Source organism: Streptomyces yamdrokensis (genome assembly GCF_053890455.1).
The window spans coordinates 2,491,218-2,507,145 of sequence record NZ_CM132679.1 but is presented as its reverse complement, the minus strand read 5'-3'; the positions used below and the strand labels follow the sequence as shown (position 1 = coordinate 2,507,145).

Sequence of the window (15,928 nt, the reverse complement as noted above, 5' to 3'; positions counted from 1 at the left end):
GTCCCACGCCCGGGGCAGACGGACGAATTTCCGTACCGTCTGCCCAGAACGACCCCTCAGGTCTACTCTGGAGAGGTGCCGGAGGACGTGGGGGGCACGCCGTTCCCTGACGGCGGGGAGCCCGACGACGACCACGACCGCGGAGTGTCGGACGAAGAGTTCGACTCCGTGGTCTTCGACGAGGCCTTCATCGGCGCGGCCGTGGTCCATGAGCCGACCGCCGTCGAACGTCTCCTTGCCGCCGCCCGGGCCAGGGCGGAGGCCTCGGAGGCCGATGCCCACCGCACCCGCCCGAGGACCGGGCGGTACGACGACGGGTACGGAGGCCGAGGGCGGTACGACCGCCGCCGGGGCGACGACTTCGACGACCCGGACGACGACACCGGCACCCCCGAGGACGACTACGGTTTCACCGGGCGGCCGTACGGCGGACCGGTCCGCTGGCACCGCCCGGTCGCCTGGGTGCTCGCCCTCGTCATGGGCATCGGCATGGTCGCGCTCGCCTTCTCGGCCGTATACCGGGGGTCCTCCGCCAACAACCGGCAGGACCCGGTGCCGCCGCCTGCCTCGACCGGCCTGGAACAGGGCGGCAGGAGCGCGGCTCCGTCCGCCTCCGCCGACTACTCCCAGCCAAACGTCCCGGTGATTCCGAGCAGCCCCTGACGGGCCGCCGGCAGGTCAGGCGGCAGGCCCGCCAAGGGCCCCCGGCCGGGTCGGGGCCCTGTCACAACCTGGCGTGCGCCGGGGCGTTTACGCGGGCCCGACGCGACCTACTCTGAAGATGTGGCAGGGCCCGTGGACCCGCCCGGAGGGACACCCGAGGGGGCCCCCGGAGGCGGCGAGGACGAGTACCGGTCCGTCGTCTTCGACGAGACCTTCGTCCGCGCTGCCCGCCTCCAGGAGTTCTCCGCCCGGGAGCGCATCACCGACCACACCCCCGCCGTACGCCGCCGGCCGCCCCGGCACCGGGGTCTGTCCCGGCAGGCGCTGGTCCTCGTGGTGCTGATCGCCGTGGCCTTCGGCACCGCGATCTACATGGGCGTACGGCATCCCTACCGGACGCCCGAGACCTGGGCGGCCGCCGAGCCGCTGCGCATGACCGTGATCCCGCTCGCCCCCGGGGGCAAGGTGCCCGGCACCCCCGATCCCGAACGGTTGTACGACAACAGCCCGGCGGCGCGGTTCCGCGTCGGCGCCGAGGGAGTGACGCTCCCGGCGTCCCGGAGCACCGCGCACTTCTCGGACGGACAGGTCGTGACGGCGCTGCTCACCGCGAAGGACTACGTCGTCCGGTCCGCGCTCGACCCCGAGGTGCTGACCGGAGGGGAGACCCGCGCCGTACGCGTCCTGCTCGACGCCGGCCAGCAGGACCAGTTCGACCGGAGCTTCAGGCGGCCGGCCCCGGACGGGCGGCACGCGCCCACCGGATGGCTCGTGCGCTTCGACCCCTCCCGCGCGGAGCTGGCCGACCGCAGGATCCGGGTCCGGGGCACCCTGCAGGCGTCCGAGGCCGACTCCGGTGTCCTCGAGGTCACCGCGGACCACACCTCGGTGTACGCGCTGCGGCCGGCCGGCGCGGACCCGGGGGCCCGGGTGTCGCTCTTCACCGTCCGGCGCGAGCTGCACTTCCGCTTCGACCGCGAGGACCTGCGCCTGCACCAGGCGCAGCTCGTCGCCTCCTACGTCCAGGCCGGCCCGCTGTCCTGCGCCGAGGACTCCGCGGGCCATCTGCGCCCCCTGCTGGCGGGCGGCACGGCCAAGGAGGGCGGCCCCGCCGGCACCGACCCGTACGCCACCGGCGGCACCCGGGCCCTGTGCGGCTCGCTGGCGGCGGGGGCACAGCCCAAGGTGTGACGCCCGGACGCGGACGCCCGTGGCGTTACGCGGTGCCCGTGCCTCAGACGCCGTCGCGCGGCGGCCGGTCGTCCCCGGCGCCCGGGTCCGACGACGTACCCGGCTCCTGCGGGCCGCCCTCGGTTCCCCGGGACCCGTCCGGTCCCTGCGCGGGCCTCGGTCCCGGGGACGTGAAGCCGCCGAAGCCGCGGCGGACCCGGCCGCCCAGGTCCCCGGCGCCGCCCGCGATGTCGCTGACCAGCTTCATCAGCGGGTCCTTGGAGTTCTTCACGTCACCGGCGTAGCTGGTCGCCGAGTCGCGCCAGGAGTCCCGTACCGAGGCGTCCTTGTCCTCGTCGCGGCGCGGGTAGTGACCGTCCATGATCCGCTGGTGGTCGCGGCTCTCCGCCCACTTCTTCAGCTCGGCGGCCCGGACGGTGGTGAACGGGTGGGAGCGGGGCAGCACGTTGAGGATCTTCAGCACGGAGTCGCGCAGGTCGCCCCCGGCGTCGTACTCCTCGGCCTGCTCCAGGAACGCGTCGACGTTCATCTCGTGCAGGTGGTTGCCACCGGCGATCTTCATCAGACCGCGCATCGAGGCCTGGAGGTCCTGGCCGACCAGCAGCCCCGCACGGTCCGCGGACAGCTCCGACTTGCGGAACCACTCGCGCAGCGCCGTCACGATCGCCATGATCGCGACGCTGCCCAGCGGGATCCAGGCCACCCGCACCGCGAGGGAGGTCAGGAACAGCAGGATGGTCCGGTACACCGAGTGCCCGGACAGCGCGTGCCCGACCTCGTGCCCGACGACGGCCCGCATCTCCTCCTCGTCGAGCAGCTCGACCAGACCCGTGGTGACCACGATGATCGGCTCGTCCAGGCCGATGCACATCGCGTTCGGCGTCGGGTCCTGGTTCACGTACATCGGCGGGACCTTCTCCAGGTCCAGGATGTAGCAGGCGTCCCGCAGCATGACGTTGAGGTGCGCGAACTGGCGTTCCGAGACGCGCACGGAGTCGGACAGGAAGAGCAGCCGCAGGCTGCGCTCGGGCAGCAGACCGCTCAGCGCCTTGAAGACCGTGTCGAAACCGGTCAGCCTGCGCAGTGCCACCAGGGCGGAGCGGTCGGCGGGGTGTTCGTACGCACGCGAGGAGATTCCGGGGAAACGCCTGCGCTGCCTGCTCGGCACCTTCTCGTGCCCGTTGTGCTGATGGCCGTCGGACATGTGTCCCCCATGTGCGTCTGTGTGACCTTCGCGGTCCGTTGTGACCTGCGCGGTTGCCAGTACGGTCCCCTGGCGGTCCTCTGTTCGCTCCTTCACCCGCCCCGGGCGAGGCCCAGCCTAGGCGGAGAAGGCGTGGACCGGCAGACCGGTGGGGCGGAAGAGCGGCACGACCGGGAGACCGCGCCTGGAGCACCGTTCCCGAGCCGCCCGGCTCCCCGGGAAGGACGATCAGGACCGCGGGATGGTTGCCTGAGCCGGCCGGCCCCCGCCCGCCCGGGAAGACCGGGGCGGGGCGGCCGGGGCCCACAACGGCGGAGTCGGAGTGATCGGCGGGAAGACGCCCGCATACGATGAGCCGACGTCCTTGTCCCGCCCACACGCGATAGGTACTGCCGAAGATGAGCTTCCCCAGCACCGCTGCCCAGTTGGTCACCCTCGCCGCCGAGGGCGGAGAACACGGTGGCAACCACGAGAGCCTCAGCCCCTACTTCGTGGGTGGCTGTGTCCTGGCCGCCCTGCTGCTCCTGCTGTGGATCACGACCCGCTTCAACCGCGACCGGTAGACCCCCGGGGCCTGTTGGGGGTGTGACCGTAGGGCGTACCTGGAGGCCGGACCGTTCAGGAAGGGCCGGTAGGGTCTGCTCGCATGGGAGAGCAGGACATGCCTACCGGTCCGGAGAAGGGCACGGCCGGGGAACCGGCCGGGGCCGGGGTGGAGGACACGGCCGGACGGCCGGCGAGCGGCGCCGAGCGCCGTCCGGCGCCGAGCCGGGCCGACGGACCGGGCGGCGGCCTGCCGCAGTCGGGCAAGCGCCGCCTCGGCGTCATGGGCGGCACCTTCGACCCGATCCACCACGGGCACCTGGTGGCGGCCAGTGAGGTCGCCGCGCGGTTCCACCTCGACGAGGTGGTCTTCGTCCCCACCGGGCAGCCGTGGCAGAAGAGCCACCGGGCGGTCTCCGCGGCCGAGGACCGCTACCTGATGACGGTCGTCGCGACCGTCGAGAACCCGCAGTTCTCGGTGAGCCGGATCGACATCGACCGCGGCGGGCCCACCTACACCGTGGACACCCTGCGCGACCTGCGCGCGCTCAACCCCGACACGGACCTGTTCTTCATCACCGGCGCCGACGCCCTCGCACAGATCCTCACCTGGCGGGACAGCGAGGAACTGTTCTCCCTGGCGCACTTCGTGGGTGTCACCAGGCCCGGCCATCATCTGACCGACGCGGGCCTGCCCGAGGGGGGCGTCTCGCTCGTCGAGGTTCCAGCCCTGGCCATTTCCTCGACGGACTGCCGTGCGAGAGTCGCCACGGGAGATCCCGTCTGGTACCTGGTGCCGGACGGGGTCGTGCGCTACATCGCCAAGCGCGAGCTGTACCGCGGCGAGTGAGCGGAGAGGGGCACCGGTGAACGACCGATACGACGCGGGACACGGCGACGGAGGGGGCGCCCCGTACGGGCTCGTGGGCTACGACGAGTACGGCCGGCCCGTCTACCGCCAGGCCGACACCCAGGCACCGGGCCGGCACACCCAGGAGGCCCCGCAGGCCCCGCAGCAGCCGTACGACCCGTACCGGCAGCAGGGGCAGCAGGACCAGTACGGGCAGCAGGACCAGTACGGGCAGGGCCACGGGCAACAGGGCCAGCCGGGTTACGGCGGTGGTTACGGCTATGACCCGTACGCCACCGGCGGCCCGCAGCAGCCCTCGCAGCCGTACGACCCCTACGGGGCGGCGGGGGCGGGTACCGGGCAGCAGCCGCAGACGCCCTCCTACGACCTCTACGGGACCCAGGGCGGCTACGACACCCCCCAGAGCGCCGGGACGGCCGCCCCGTACGACCCCTACGGCGATTCCTACGGCGATTCCTACGGGCAGACCGCGCAGGGCGGCACCGGGCAGCAGCCCCGGGTCACCGGACAGACGGCGCACATCCCGCAGCAGCCCGGCCCGGCCGACGGCACGACCGGCCCCCACGACCGCGACGGCCGTGAGGACCGCGACGGCCGTGAGGACCGCCCGGCCGCGGACTCCGGGGCGCCCGAACGGGAGTACCACACCGAGCAGTTCGCCTTCGTCGAGGAACCGGACGACGACTCCGAGGACGTCATCGACTGGCTGCAGTTCACCGAGAACCGCACCGAGCGCCGCGAGGAGGCCAAGCGCCGCGCCCGCAGCCGGATCGTCGCCCTGGTCGTGGCCCTCGCCCTGGTCGCGGCCGGCGGCGTCGGCTACCTCTGGTACGCCGGGAAGCTCCCCGGCCTCTCCGGCTCCGGCAACGGTACGGGCACCACGACGGCCGCGGGCACCCAGAAGCGGGACGTCATCGTCGTCCACCTGCACGACACCGAGGAGGGCGGCACCGCCACCGCGCTGCTCGTCGACAACACCACCACCAAGCAGGGCAGCACCGTCCTGCTGCCCAACTCCCTGGCCCTCGCCGCCGACGACGGCACCACCACCACGCTCGCCAAGTCGGTCGAGGACGACGGCTCCGGCGGCACCCGGAGCGCCCTCGACACGGTCCTCGGCACCGACATCGAGGGCACCTGGCGGCTGGACACGCCCTATCTGCAGAACCTCGTCGACCTGGTCGGCAACATCGACATCGACACCGACGCCGACGTGCCGGACCCGGACGCCAAGAAGAAGGGCGAGGCCCCCCTGGTCAAGAAGGGGAAGAGCCAGACCCTCACCGGGAAGATGGCCGTCGCCTACGCCACCCACCGCGCCTCCGGCGAGGCACAGAACGCCCAGCTGGAGCGGTTCGGACAGGTCATGCAGGGCGTACTGCGGAAGATGACGTCCGACGCGGGCGCCGCGACGACCACCATCCAGACCCTGGGGCAGATCATCGAGCCGCCCCTGACCGACAAGGACCTCGGCTCCTTCCTCGCCCGGCTCGCCGACCTGGCCAAGGGCGGCGACCACAGCACCGCGCTGCTGCCGGTCGAGGAGGACGGCACACTCACCGCCCGGACGAGCGACAGCGTGGTCGAGGAGGTGCTCGGCGGCACCGCGAAGAGCCCCGACAAGGACGCCGCCGTCAGCGTCTCGGTGCGCAACGCCACCGGCGTCGAGGACAACACCGAGAAGGCCCGGGTGGTCCTCCTCAACGGCGGCTTCACCTTCCTGGGGGGCGGCACGGCCACCGCGGCGGCGTCCTCCGAGGTCGTCTACGCGGACGACGCCGACAAGGAGAACGCCTCCGAGGTCGCCAAGACCCTCGGACTGCCCACCGGGTCCGTCACCAAGGGCGAGGTCTCCGGCAACGCCAGGGTCTCGGTGGTCCTGGGCCAGGACTACGAGCCGGGCACCTGACCGGACCGCGGAGTGCCCCGGCCGGAACGCCCCCTGCGGGGCGTTCCGGCCGGGGCACTCCGAAACGCGTGGGGCGCGCCCGGCGGTCCGTGAGACCCTTGAGGGCAAACGACCGCCGAGCGAAAGCCTTGTAGTGACCGCAACCGACCGTTCCATCGAGCTCGTCCAGGCCGCCGCCCAGGCCGCGGCCGACAAGCTCGCGCACGACATCATCGCCTACGACGTCAGTGACGTGCTGTCCATCACCGACGCCTTCCTGCTGGCCTCCGCGCCCAACGACCGTCAGGTCAAGTCGATCGTCGACGAGATCGAGGAGCGGCTCAGCAAGGAGCTCGACGCCAAGCCGGTCCGCCGCGAGGGCGACCGCGAGGCCCGCTGGGTGCTGCTCGACTACGTCGACATCGTCGTCCACGTCCAGCACAGCGAGGAGCGCGTCTTCTACGCCCTCGAGCGGCTGTGGAAGGACTGCCCCGAGCTGGAGCTGCCCGAGGACGCCGTGGCCACCCGCGGCAAGGCCGCCGAGCACGCCCGGCAGAAGGAGGCCGAGGAGGCCGCGGCGCCGGGTGGTGAGTGGCGGTGAGCCCCGCCGGCGAGGTGTCCGGTTCCGGCGTGGGCCGGGGCCGCCGCGTCATCCTGTGGCGGCACGGCCAGACCTCCTGGAACGTGGAGCGCCGCTTCCAGGGCAGCACCGACGTGGAGCTGACCGACACCGGCGTCGCCCAGGCACGCCGGGCCGCCCGCCTCCTCGCCGGTCTCGAGCCCGACGCGATCATCGCCTCCGACCTGAAGCGGGCCGCGCGCACCGCCGCGGAACTCGCCGCGCTCACCGGTCTGGAGCCGGTCCACGACGAGGCCCTGCGGGAGACCTACGCGGGCGTCTGGCAGGGCCTGACACACGACGAGATCATCGCCAGATACGGCGACGAGTACACCGCCTGGAAGCGCGGCGAGCCGGTCCGCAGGGGCGGTGGCGAGCTGGAGACCGAGGTCGCCGACCGCGCCGCTCCGGTGGTGCTCCGGCACGTCGACAAACTCCCGGACGACGGCACGCTCGTGGTGGTCAGCCACGGCGGCACGATCCGCACCACCATCGGCCGGCTGATCGGGCTCGACCCGCGCAGCTGGGAGAGCCTCGGCGGGCTCACCAACTGCTGCTGGTCCGTCCTCGGCGGGGGCGCCCGAGGCTGGCGGCTGCTCGAGCACAACGCCGGCACCCTGCCGGAACCGGTGCTCGGCGACGACGACTGACCCCCTCGGCCGCGGCCCGGGACCCGGTCCGGGGCCGGATTTCACTTTCCGGCAGGACGCAGGCTAAAGTTCTTCTTGTTCGCCCGCCGAGCGGGAAGAACACTCGGGGCTATAGCTCAGTTGGTAGAGCGCCTGCATGGCATGCAGGAGGTCAGGAGTTCAATTCTCCTTAGCTCCACAGAAGCTCCACAGGTCATATGACGAAGATCCCGTCCTCGCCACGAGGGCGGGTTTTTTCGTTGTTCCCGGTTGAGCAGGAGGCGGCCGGCGGGCGTATACCCCCACGAGACGGCCGGCCGTGTCCCGACCGGTACCCCGGCGTCGCTGACCGTACTGGTCCGGCCGTGGCAGAATCAAACGACCGGAAGGGGGCGCGGCCCGACGGGAGGGAGTTGTTGATGCCTGCGAGCATCCACGAGGAGGTCGACCACCTCTTCGGCGGGGTGTTGACACGACGGACCTCTGCCCGCTTCCGCTCCTCCGCGCGTACGGCGTGCGGCCACAGCTGGAGCTGAGCGATGGGTGCACACAGGCGAAGGTGCGACTGGTGCGGCAGCGGGACTCCGATCGTGCGGGACATGGAGCCGGTCAATCCCGACTACCAGTACTGGTGCGCGGAGTGCGCGCAGGCGCTGATCATAAAAGGCGACCCGATCGAGACGTACCGCGAACTCGAAGGCGAACCGATCTACGGCCGGCTTCTCGAGGAGCACTGCACGCTCAAGCGTTTCTATTCGTTCGTGACCGCGTGAAAATGCGGGCAGAACCGGGCGGAACGGAATCGATTTGGTGTTGGGCCCGGATGACCGTGTAAAGTTGGCGTCGCCGCCGGGGCAACCGGGCGGGATGTGACCTGGGGCTATAGCTCAGTTGGTAGAGCGCCTGCATGGCATGCAGGAGGTCAGGAGTTCAATTCTCCTTAGCTCCACAGCAGTAGAGGGCGGATCATCCGATCGGATGATCCGCCCTCTGTGTGTGTCGGGGTGTGCGGCTGCGTGGGTTCATGCGGCCGTGCGGGCCGGCCCGGAGGGCGGCCCGCACGAACCCGTGTCAGCGGCCCAGCGCGCGCCGGCCGCGGCCCTGGGAGAGGACCGGCAGATTGCGGGAGGGCGCCTTGGGCTGCGTCCCCTCCTCGACGCGCAGGGCCAGCGCCGGGCAGCGGCGCACCGCGCGGATCGCCTTGGCCTCCGCGTAGCGCGGCACCTGGGCCTGGGCGACGGTGGGGAAGCCGTCCGCGCCGAGCTGGAAGACCTCCGGAAGGATGTCCGCGCACAGGCCGTGGCCCCGGCACAGCGTCCAGTCGACGAAGATCTTCTGGCGGCTGGGGCCGTTCTCCTCCCCGCCGCCGCCCGGGATGCCCGTAGGGGTCCTGCCGCCCTCGAAGAGCGGCAGCACGCCCTCCACGGGGCGCCCGCAGCCGTTGCCCAGGACATGGGCGGCGAGATCGTCGGTGAACGCCTTGACGGTCGATTCCAGGAACATCGCGGAGCCGTCCGGGTGTGAACACGCGCCCCGCCGCTTCACGTTCCTGGCGACCTGCTTGACCGCCTCCAGAGCGGCCGGGCCGCCGCCGCCCAGGATGTCCTCCAGACCGCGCGCGGCGGCCGGCAGGCCGAGGTAGCAGGGGCCGCACTGGCCGGCGCTCTCCTCGGCCAGCCATTTCGCGACCATCAGGGACTCACCCAGCGGGCAGGTGTCCTGACTGATCGGCAGGATCGCGCCCGCGCCGAGCGTGCCGCCCACCGCGTCCAGGGAGTTGCGGGAGACGATCGCCTCGTTGACGGTCGCCGCGTCGATCCACTTGCCGTGGTAGCCGCCGGTGAGCACCCCCTGCGGCATCGGCGGAGCACCGGCGAGCTGCAGGACGTAACGCAGCGGTACACCCGTCGGGACCTCGATCACCATGGGGCGGGCGACCGCCCCGGAGACCGTGAGCATGACGGTGCCCGGCTCGTCGTACAGGCCGGTGTTGCAGTAGCGCTCCGGGCCGATGCGGGCGGCGATGGCGAGCTGCGCGAAGGTCTCGGCGTTGGAGAGCAGGGTGGGGGCGCCGCCCACGCCGTTCTTCGAGGCGCTGACCTTGCGGCCGGGTGGCACCGCGGGACCGCCGTCGATGGAGCGGATCAGCGAGGCCGCGGCGCCCGTGACCATGCGCACCGGGTTGAGCTGCACGCGGGCGCGCAGCACGGACCGGCGCCCGTTGTTCAGGCCGCGTTCGGCGAGCGCGGCCTCCATGGAGCGCTTGGTGGACTCCCGGGTGACCCCCACCACGAGCGTGCGGGCACCCATGGCCTCGGCGCACAGCAGCGCGCCGTCCAGGATGAGGTGCGGGGCACGGTTGATCATCACCGTGTCCTTGCGGCAGGCCGGTTCGTCCTCGCTGCCGTTGACGACGACGACCGGCCGGACGCCGCGTTTGATCGCCGTCTCGGCGACCGAACGCAGCTTCTTGTGGAAGGGGAAGCCGGCGCCGCCGCGTCCCCTGAGGTTGATGCGTTCAGCGAGCTGGGCGAGCTGTTCGCCGCCCATGGGTTCGAGCGGCCCGTGCACCTTGAGGTGCATGGGCAGATCGAGCCGGTCGACAAGGTCGAAGCCCGACGTGAGCTGGGGAAGCCCGACGACGCGGACTTCGGGTACGTCGGGCAGAGCCTCGTTCACTTGAAGCCTCCGGAAGGCGTGTTCCAAGGTTCGCCCGATCCCGGTGCGTCGAAGTCGTACGACGCACCGGGGGATGGATCAGTGGCGGGACCGCTGTTGTACGTGTCACTCGGGTTGTACGTGTTGTAGAGGCTGTTCGACTCACCGGTGTCGTACACATCACTCGAGCCGTAGCCGGAGGCGGCCGGATTGTCGTAGGTCGGGATGTTGTATCCGGTGTCCTGGAGCGGGTCGTAGGCCGACGGCGGGGCCTCGCCGACCGGTGGCGGGGACGGGACGGGCCAGCTGCCCGAGGTGCTGGAGGGGCCGTCCACGATCCGGCCGTCCATGGTGGGGACGGCCTGGGTGGGCTGCATGTCCGGGGGCAGCTCCATGCGGGCGGTCCGGTCGGCGTAGAGGGGCTGTTGCGGCTGGGACGGAGCGGAGACCGCGCGGTAGGCGGCCGCGAAGCCGTTCGCCGGGTCCGGGGCCGGCGGCGCGACGCGTTCGGCGGTCTCGTACAGCGGCCGGGAGGCCGGTTCGGGGCGCTCGGAACGGGACCGGGAGTCCCGTCTGCCGCCACCCCCGTACCCGGGGAGCGACGCCTCGGCGGCGCGGGCCCGGCTCTCGTCCAGCCTGTCGCGGCCCGGCTGCTCGGCGGTGCCGAGCAGGGCGGTGACCCGGTCGGCGACCTTGCGCTTGACCCGCGGCGGGGAGGCGCGCAGGGCAAGGGCTGCCATGACGCCGAGCAGGGACAGGCCGTACAGGATCAGGAAGACCGGCTTCGCCGCTCGACCCGCGTAGAGCCCGTGCACGAGCGCCGCGCACCAGGCCGGGTAGGCCAGCATGTGCATGGCGCGCCAGCGGGCCGCGACGGGGGCCGGCGAGGCGAAGCGGTTGCGCAGGACGCCGGTGATGCCGACGAAGATCATCAGCATTCCGGCCAGGGTGCCCAGACCGATCAGGAAGGACCTGCCGAGGGCCGCCTCGTCGTCGGTGAGGGCCAGCCCGAAGGGGATCACCGCGGCGATCCAGGTGGTGTGGTCCAGGGCCAGCTTGATGCCGATGTGCACCAGCAGGAAGGCGATCGAGGCGACCGCGGTCGTCCGGTGCACCGCCTGCGCCAGGATGCGCTGGCGCGGACCGAGCAGGACCCGGTCCTGGGCGACGAGTCCCCAGATCACCGAGCAGCTCAGGCAGACGAGCGAGAGAACGCCCACACCGAAGTTGAGGAACTCGGCGAACCAGTCGTCCGCCGTGCTGTCGTCCGGCCTCACGCCCCGCCTCCCCGTGTCACGGCGGAATGCGGGTACGGCCGACCGGCAGCCGACCGGCCCTGAACGGGAGGCGGGCTGCTGTCTGGACGAGGGTTCATGGGGGAACTCCGAACGTTCGGGAGAAGCGGTCCCGCGCCGCACTCTAAACCTCGCCGTACCGGGTAGTACGAGGTTTGAGTTATTGCGCTGTTATCAAAAGACGATCTGGCTGCCGTGATGCCCCTTAGGGGTTGTTACGCGAAGTAACTTTTGACCGGGATTCAGGGATGGTGCCCCGCCGCGGCGGGGCACGGTGCGTCGCGGCGCGCGCCGGGCCTGCGGTATCCTGGCGCCATGCGTGCCGTACGCCTTCTGCTTAGCGAGCCGCGCTGATCAGTCCCGACCACGGTCGAAGAGCGAACCGGGTGGCCGGAATCGGCGCGGCGTCCCCTCCTGTGCGAGGGGATTTTTCATTTCCGAATGTCGCAGCAGCCGTGGGCGCAGACGATCGATGGAGCTTTGAGGATCATGAGCGAGACGAACCCCGCGGCCACCCCCGAAGTGGCCGCGCCGCACCGCTACACGGCCGCCCTGGCGGCCGAGATCGAGGCACGCTGGCAGGACTTCTGGGACGCCGAGGGCACGTACGAGGCGCCCAACCCCAAGGGCGACCTGGCGGGCGACCCGGAGACGGTGGCCCGGCCCAAGAAGTTCATCATGGACATGTTCCCCTATCCGTCGGGTGCGGGACTGCACGTCGGGCACCCCCTGGGGTACATCGCCACCGACGTCTCCGCCCGGTTCCAGCGCATGACCGGCCACAACGTCCTGCACACCCTGGGCTTCGACGCCTTCGGCCTGCCCGCCGAGCAGTACGCCGTGCAGACCGGCACGCACCCGCGCGTGTCCACCGAGGCCAACATCGAGAACATGAAGGCCCAGCTGCGCCGGCTGGGTCTGGGCCACGACCGGCGCCGGTCGTTCGCCACGATCGACCCGGACTACTACAAGTGGACCCAGTGGATCTTCCTGCAGATCTTCAACTCCTGGTACGACGACGAGGCCGGCCGGGCCCGGCCCGTCGCCGAGCTGATCGCCGAGTTCGAGTCCGGTGAGCGCCCCGTACCGGGCCACGCGCGCGCGTGGAGCGAGCTGAGCGGGACCGAGCGCGCCGACGTCCTGGGCGGCTTCCGGCTGGCCTACGCCTCCGACGCGCCGGTCAACTGGTGCCCCGGGCTGGGCACCGTACTGGCCAACGAGGAGGTCACCGCCGACGGCCGCTCCGAGCGCGGCAACTTCCCGGTCTTCAAGGCGAAGCTGCGCCAGTGGAACATGCGCATCACCGCCTACGCCGACCGGCTGCTGTCGGACCTGGACGCACTGGACTGGCCCGAGGCCATCAAGCTGCAGCAGCGCAACTGGATCGGCCGCTCCGAGGGCGCCCGCGTCGACTTCCCCGTCGACGGCGAGCGGATCACCGTCTTCACCACCCGCCCCGACACCCTGTTCGGCGCGACCTACATGGTGCTGGCGCCCGAGCACCCGCTGGTCGAGAAGTTCACCCCGGCCGCCTGGCCCGAGGGCACCCACGACGTCTGGACCGGCGGCCACGCCACCCCGGCCGAGGCCGTCGCCGCGTACCGCGCGCAGGCCGCGTCCAAGTCCGACGTGGAGCGGCAGGCCGAGGCCAAGGACAAGACCGGTGTCTTCATCGGCACGTACGCGACCAACCCGGTCAACGGCGAGCAGGTGCCCGTCTTCATCGCCGACTACGTCCTGATGGGCTACGGCACCGGCGCGATCATGGCCGTACCGGCCGGTGACCAGCGCGACTTCGAGTTCGCGCGTGCCTTCGAACTGCCGGTCCACTGCATCGTCGAGCCGACCGACGGACGCGGCACCGACACCTCCACCTGGCAGGACGCCTTCTCCTCCTACGAGGCGAGGATCATCAACTCGTCGAACGACGAGGTGGACCTGGACGGCCTGGGCGTCGTCGAGGCCAAGGCGCGCATCACCGAGTGGCTGGAGCGCCGGGGCATCGGCGAGGGCACCGTCAACTTCCGGCTGCGCGACTGGCTGTTCAGCCGGCAGCGCTACTGGGGCGAGCCCTTCCCGATCGTCTACGACGAGGACGGCACCGCCCACGCCCTGCCCGAGTCGATGCTGCCGCTGGAACTGCCCGAGGTCGACGACTACTCCCCCCGCACCTTCGACCCGGACGACGCCGACACCCGGCCCGAGACGCCGCTGTCACGCAACGAGGACTGGGTCAACGTCACCCTGGACCTGGGCGACGGCCGCGGCCCGCGCGCGTACCGCCGCGAGACCAACACCATGCCCAACTGGGCCGGCTCCTGCTGGTACGAGCTGCGCTATCTGGACCCGCACAACAGCGAGAAGCTGGTCGACCCACGGATCGAGCAGTACTGGATGGGCCCGCGCGAGGGCATGCCGCACGGCGGCGTCGACCTGTACGTCGGCGGCGCCGAGCACGCGGTACTGCACCTGCTGTACGCGCGCTTCTGGTCCAAGGTGCTGTACGACCTGGGGCACGTGTCGTCGTCGGAGCCGTTCCACAAGCTGTTCAATCAGGGCATGATCCAGGCCTACGTCTACCGTGACAGCCGGGGCATCGCGGTGCCGGCCGCCGAGGTGGAGGAGCACGAGGGCGCCTACCACTACCAGGGGGAGAAGGTCTCCCGGCTGCTGGGCAAGATGGGCAAGTCCCTGAAGAACGCGGTCACTCCCGACGAGATCTGCGCCGAGTACGGGGCCGACACGCTGCGCCTGTACGAGATGGCGATGGGCCCCCTGGACGTGTCGCGGCCGTGGGACACCCGCGCGGTGGTCGGCCAGTTCCGGCTGCTGCAGCGGCTGTGGCGCAACATCGTCGACGAGAACACCGGCGAGGTGACCGTGGCCGACACCCCGGACGCCGACGTCGACGTGGCCACCCTGCGCGCCCTGCACAAGGCGATCGACGGGGTGCGCCAGGACCTGGAGGGGATGCGCTTCAACACCGCCATCGCCAAGGTCACCGAGCTGAACAACCACCTGACGAAGGCGGGGGGACCGGTCCCGCGCTCGGTCGCCGAGCGTCTGGTGCTGCTGGTGGCGCCGCTGGCCCCGCACATCGCCGAGGAGCTGTGGCGCACGCTGGGCCACACCGACTCGGTCGTCCACCGGGACTTCCCGGTCGCCGATCCGGCGTACGTCGTCGACGAGACCGTCACCTGCGTGGTCCAGGTCAAGGGCAAGGTGAAGGCCCGGCTGGAGGTCTCGCCGTCCATCTCCGGGGAGGAACTGGAGAAGGTCGCGCTGGCCGACGAGAAGGTCGTCGCCGCGCTGGGCGGGGCCGGGATCCGCAAGGTGATCGTGCGGGCGCCGAAGCTGGTGAACATCGTTCCGGCGTGACGGCGTGACGGCGTGACGGCGTGACGGCGTGACGGCGTGACGGTGCAGGGCCGGTGCCGTTCGGGCTGCGGGCTTGTGGGCCGCCGGTCCGGGGTAGTCCCCTACGGGCAGGTTCGGGGTTCTTCCGGAACTCAGGGCCTGCCTGTTGCGTTTACCGTTGAAGAACGGCGCGGTGCGTGTGACGGTTGGCCCCAGGGCCTTGGAGGAGGAGTCCCGTGGAAGCAGTGATCGCAGTACTGGCCCTGCTCTTCGTGCTCTTCGTCACGCTGGGCGTGTACGCCACGGTGAAGGTCGTCGGCGCCGCCAGGCGCGGCGCGGACCGGCACATCACCCAGGCCCGCCGCACGGTCGAGGACCACACCCTGAAGGTCAAGTCCTTCGCCCAGTCCGGCCCGGCCGGCGAGATCGCCCAGCTCAGGCTGAAGCTGCGGACGTCCATGCGCGCCACCCAGGACGCGCTGCAGTCCGGCGCGCCGGAGGACCAGTCCCTCAAGGAGTCCCTCGGCCTCTTCGAGCGGCTCAGCGCACACGGGCACGAACTGGACGCCGAACTGAGGCGCCTGGAGTCCGAACCGGACCGCGGCACCCTCGCCAAGCGGCTGCCCGAGCTGCGCGAGCGCACCCATCGCATCGCACGGTCGGCCGACTCCCTGCGCTGGGCGGCCCGTGACCGCGCCCGCCACTTCGCGCAGGACGACCTCGACTCGCTCAGCACCCAGATCGACATGGAGGCCGGAGCCCTGCGGCACTGGACGGCCACCGACCCGCAGCCCGCGCCCGCCTCCGTCTCCGAGTCCGAGTCCGAGTCCGCCCACGATGCCCCGGCGACCGGTCGGACCCGGCCGGAACCGTCGCGGTCCGAGACCGTGCGGGAGCCCGCGCCCGAGCCGGCGCAGCCCTCGATCGCACCGGCCGCGCCCCCTCCCACGTACCCCTGGCAGAAGAAGCCCCGCCCCGAGAGCACCACTTGATCGGGCGCACCGTCCTGA

General features: G+C 71.5%; 13 protein-coding genes and 2 tRNA genes. 12 read left to right on the top strand and 3 right to left on the bottom strand.

All coding sequences use genetic code 11. From position 1 onward, the window contains the following. The first annotated feature begins 75 nt into the window (after positions 1-75). Both ACWZEH_RS10710 and ACWZEH_RS10705 read left to right on the top strand, forming a co-directional pair. A complete protein-coding gene (locus ACWZEH_RS10710; protein WP_456197791.1) occupies positions 76-663 on the top strand; it encodes an SCO2584 family spore wall biosynthesis protein in 588 nt (195 codons plus the stop codon). Between the two features lie 120 nt (positions 664-783). Further along, complete coding sequence (locus tag ACWZEH_RS10705; RefSeq protein WP_456197789.1) at positions 784-1,854, top strand: SCO2583 family membrane protein; 1,071 nt, start codon at positions 784-786, stop codon at positions 1,852-1,854. A 43-nt stretch (positions 1,855-1,897) separates the two neighbouring features. Here ACWZEH_RS10705 and ACWZEH_RS10700 read toward each other — a convergent pair whose 3' ends face one another. Continuing rightward, on the bottom strand, positions 1,898-3,058 hold the full coding sequence (locus ACWZEH_RS10700) for a M48 family metallopeptidase (RefSeq protein ID WP_456197788.1): 1,161 nt from the start codon (positions 3,056-3,058) through the stop codon (positions 1,898-1,900). 398 nt (positions 3,059-3,456) lie between these two features. On the opposite strand from ACWZEH_RS10700, the gene ACWZEH_RS10695 reads away from it, so the two are divergent. From ACWZEH_RS10695 to ACWZEH_RS10660, 8 genes are all read left to right on the top strand, one after another. Beyond that, the gene (locus ACWZEH_RS10695) at positions 3,457-3,621 is read left to right on the top strand and encodes a hypothetical protein (protein WP_456197786.1); all 165 of its coding nucleotides are present in this window, start codon (positions 3,457-3,459) and stop codon (positions 3,619-3,621) included. Between the two features lie 83 nt (positions 3,622-3,704). Continuing rightward, positions 3,705-4,451: a nicotinate-nucleotide adenylyltransferase gene (nadD, locus tag ACWZEH_RS10690; protein WP_456197784.1), complete on the top strand. Its 747-nt coding sequence runs from the start codon at positions 3,705-3,707 to the stop codon at positions 4,449-4,451. A gap of 16 nt (positions 4,452-4,467) precedes the next feature. Then, positions 4,468-6,381 carry an LCP family protein gene (locus ACWZEH_RS10685; protein ID WP_456197782.1) on the top strand — a complete coding sequence of 638 codons (1,914 nt, stop codon included), beginning with the start codon at positions 4,468-4,470 and terminating at the stop codon, positions 6,379-6,381. A gap of 133 nt (positions 6,382-6,514) precedes the next feature. Beyond that, positions 6,515-6,961: a ribosome silencing factor gene (gene rsfS / locus ACWZEH_RS10680; protein ID WP_456197780.1), complete on the top strand. Its 447-nt coding sequence runs from the start codon at positions 6,515-6,517 to the stop codon at positions 6,959-6,961. Then, positions 6,952-7,629: a histidine phosphatase family protein gene (locus ACWZEH_RS10675; RefSeq protein ID WP_456197778.1), complete on the top strand. Its 678-nt coding sequence runs from the start codon at positions 6,952-6,954 to the stop codon at positions 7,627-7,629. The genes rsfS and ACWZEH_RS10675 overlap by 10 nt, the downstream gene beginning before the upstream one ends. A 105-nt stretch (positions 7,630-7,734) precedes the next feature. Further along, positions 7,735-7,807: transfer RNA gene (locus ACWZEH_RS10670), tRNA-Ala, on the top strand. Positions 7,808-8,147: 340 nt separating this feature from the next. Continuing rightward, positions 8,148-8,381, top strand: coding sequence for a hypothetical protein (locus ACWZEH_RS10665; protein ID WP_042172034.1), 234 nt, complete (start codon positions 8,148-8,150; stop codon positions 8,379-8,381). Between the two features lie 103 nt (positions 8,382-8,484). Further along, positions 8,485-8,557: transfer RNA gene (locus tag ACWZEH_RS10660), tRNA-Ala, on the top strand. A gap of 122 nt (positions 8,558-8,679) precedes the next feature. Here ACWZEH_RS10660 and ACWZEH_RS10655 read toward each other — a convergent pair. Beyond that, entirely contained in the window at positions 8,680-10,287 is a 1,608-nt protein-coding gene (locus ACWZEH_RS10655) for an NADH-ubiquinone oxidoreductase-F iron-sulfur binding region domain-containing protein (RefSeq protein WP_456197776.1), read from the bottom strand. Continuing rightward, entirely contained in the window at positions 10,284-11,543 is a 1,260-nt protein-coding gene (locus ACWZEH_RS10650; protein WP_456197774.1) for a cytochrome b/b6 domain-containing protein, read from the bottom strand. Before ACWZEH_RS10650 ends, ACWZEH_RS10655 begins: the two co-directional genes overlap by 4 nt. Positions 11,544-12,050: 507 nt before the next feature. Between ACWZEH_RS10650 and leuS the strand changes: the two genes are divergently transcribed. Further along, complete coding sequence (gene leuS / locus ACWZEH_RS10645; RefSeq protein ID WP_456197772.1) at positions 12,051-14,939, top strand: leucine--tRNA ligase; 2,889 nt, start codon at positions 12,051-12,053, stop codon at positions 14,937-14,939. Positions 14,940-15,154: 215 nt separating this feature from the next. Then, positions 15,155-15,910: a hypothetical protein gene (locus ACWZEH_RS10640; protein ID WP_456197770.1), complete on the top strand. Its 756-nt coding sequence runs from the start codon at positions 15,155-15,157 to the stop codon at positions 15,908-15,910. Positions 15,911-15,928: the final 18 nt, after the last annotated feature.

Bases quoted from the DNA above. Each gene is read 5' to 3' on its own strand.
- ACWZEH_RS10700 (WP_456197788.1), bottom strand. From the start codon at position 3,058: ATGTCCGACGGCCATCAGCACAACGGGCACGAGAAGGTGCCGAGCAGG.
- ACWZEH_RS10695 (WP_456197786.1), top strand. From the start codon at position 3,457: ATGAGCTTCCCCAGCACCGCTGCCCAGTTGGTCACCCTCGCCGCCGAG.
- nadD (WP_456197784.1), top strand. From the start codon at position 3,705: ATGGGAGAGCAGGACATGCCTACCGGTCCGGAGAAGGGCACGGCCGGG.
- ACWZEH_RS10665 (WP_042172034.1), top strand. From the start codon at position 8,148: ATGGGTGCACACAGGCGAAGGTGCGACTGGTGCGGCAGCGGGACTCCG.
- leuS (WP_456197772.1), top strand. From the start codon at position 12,051: ATGAGCGAGACGAACCCCGCGGCCACCCCCGAAGTGGCCGCGCCGCAC.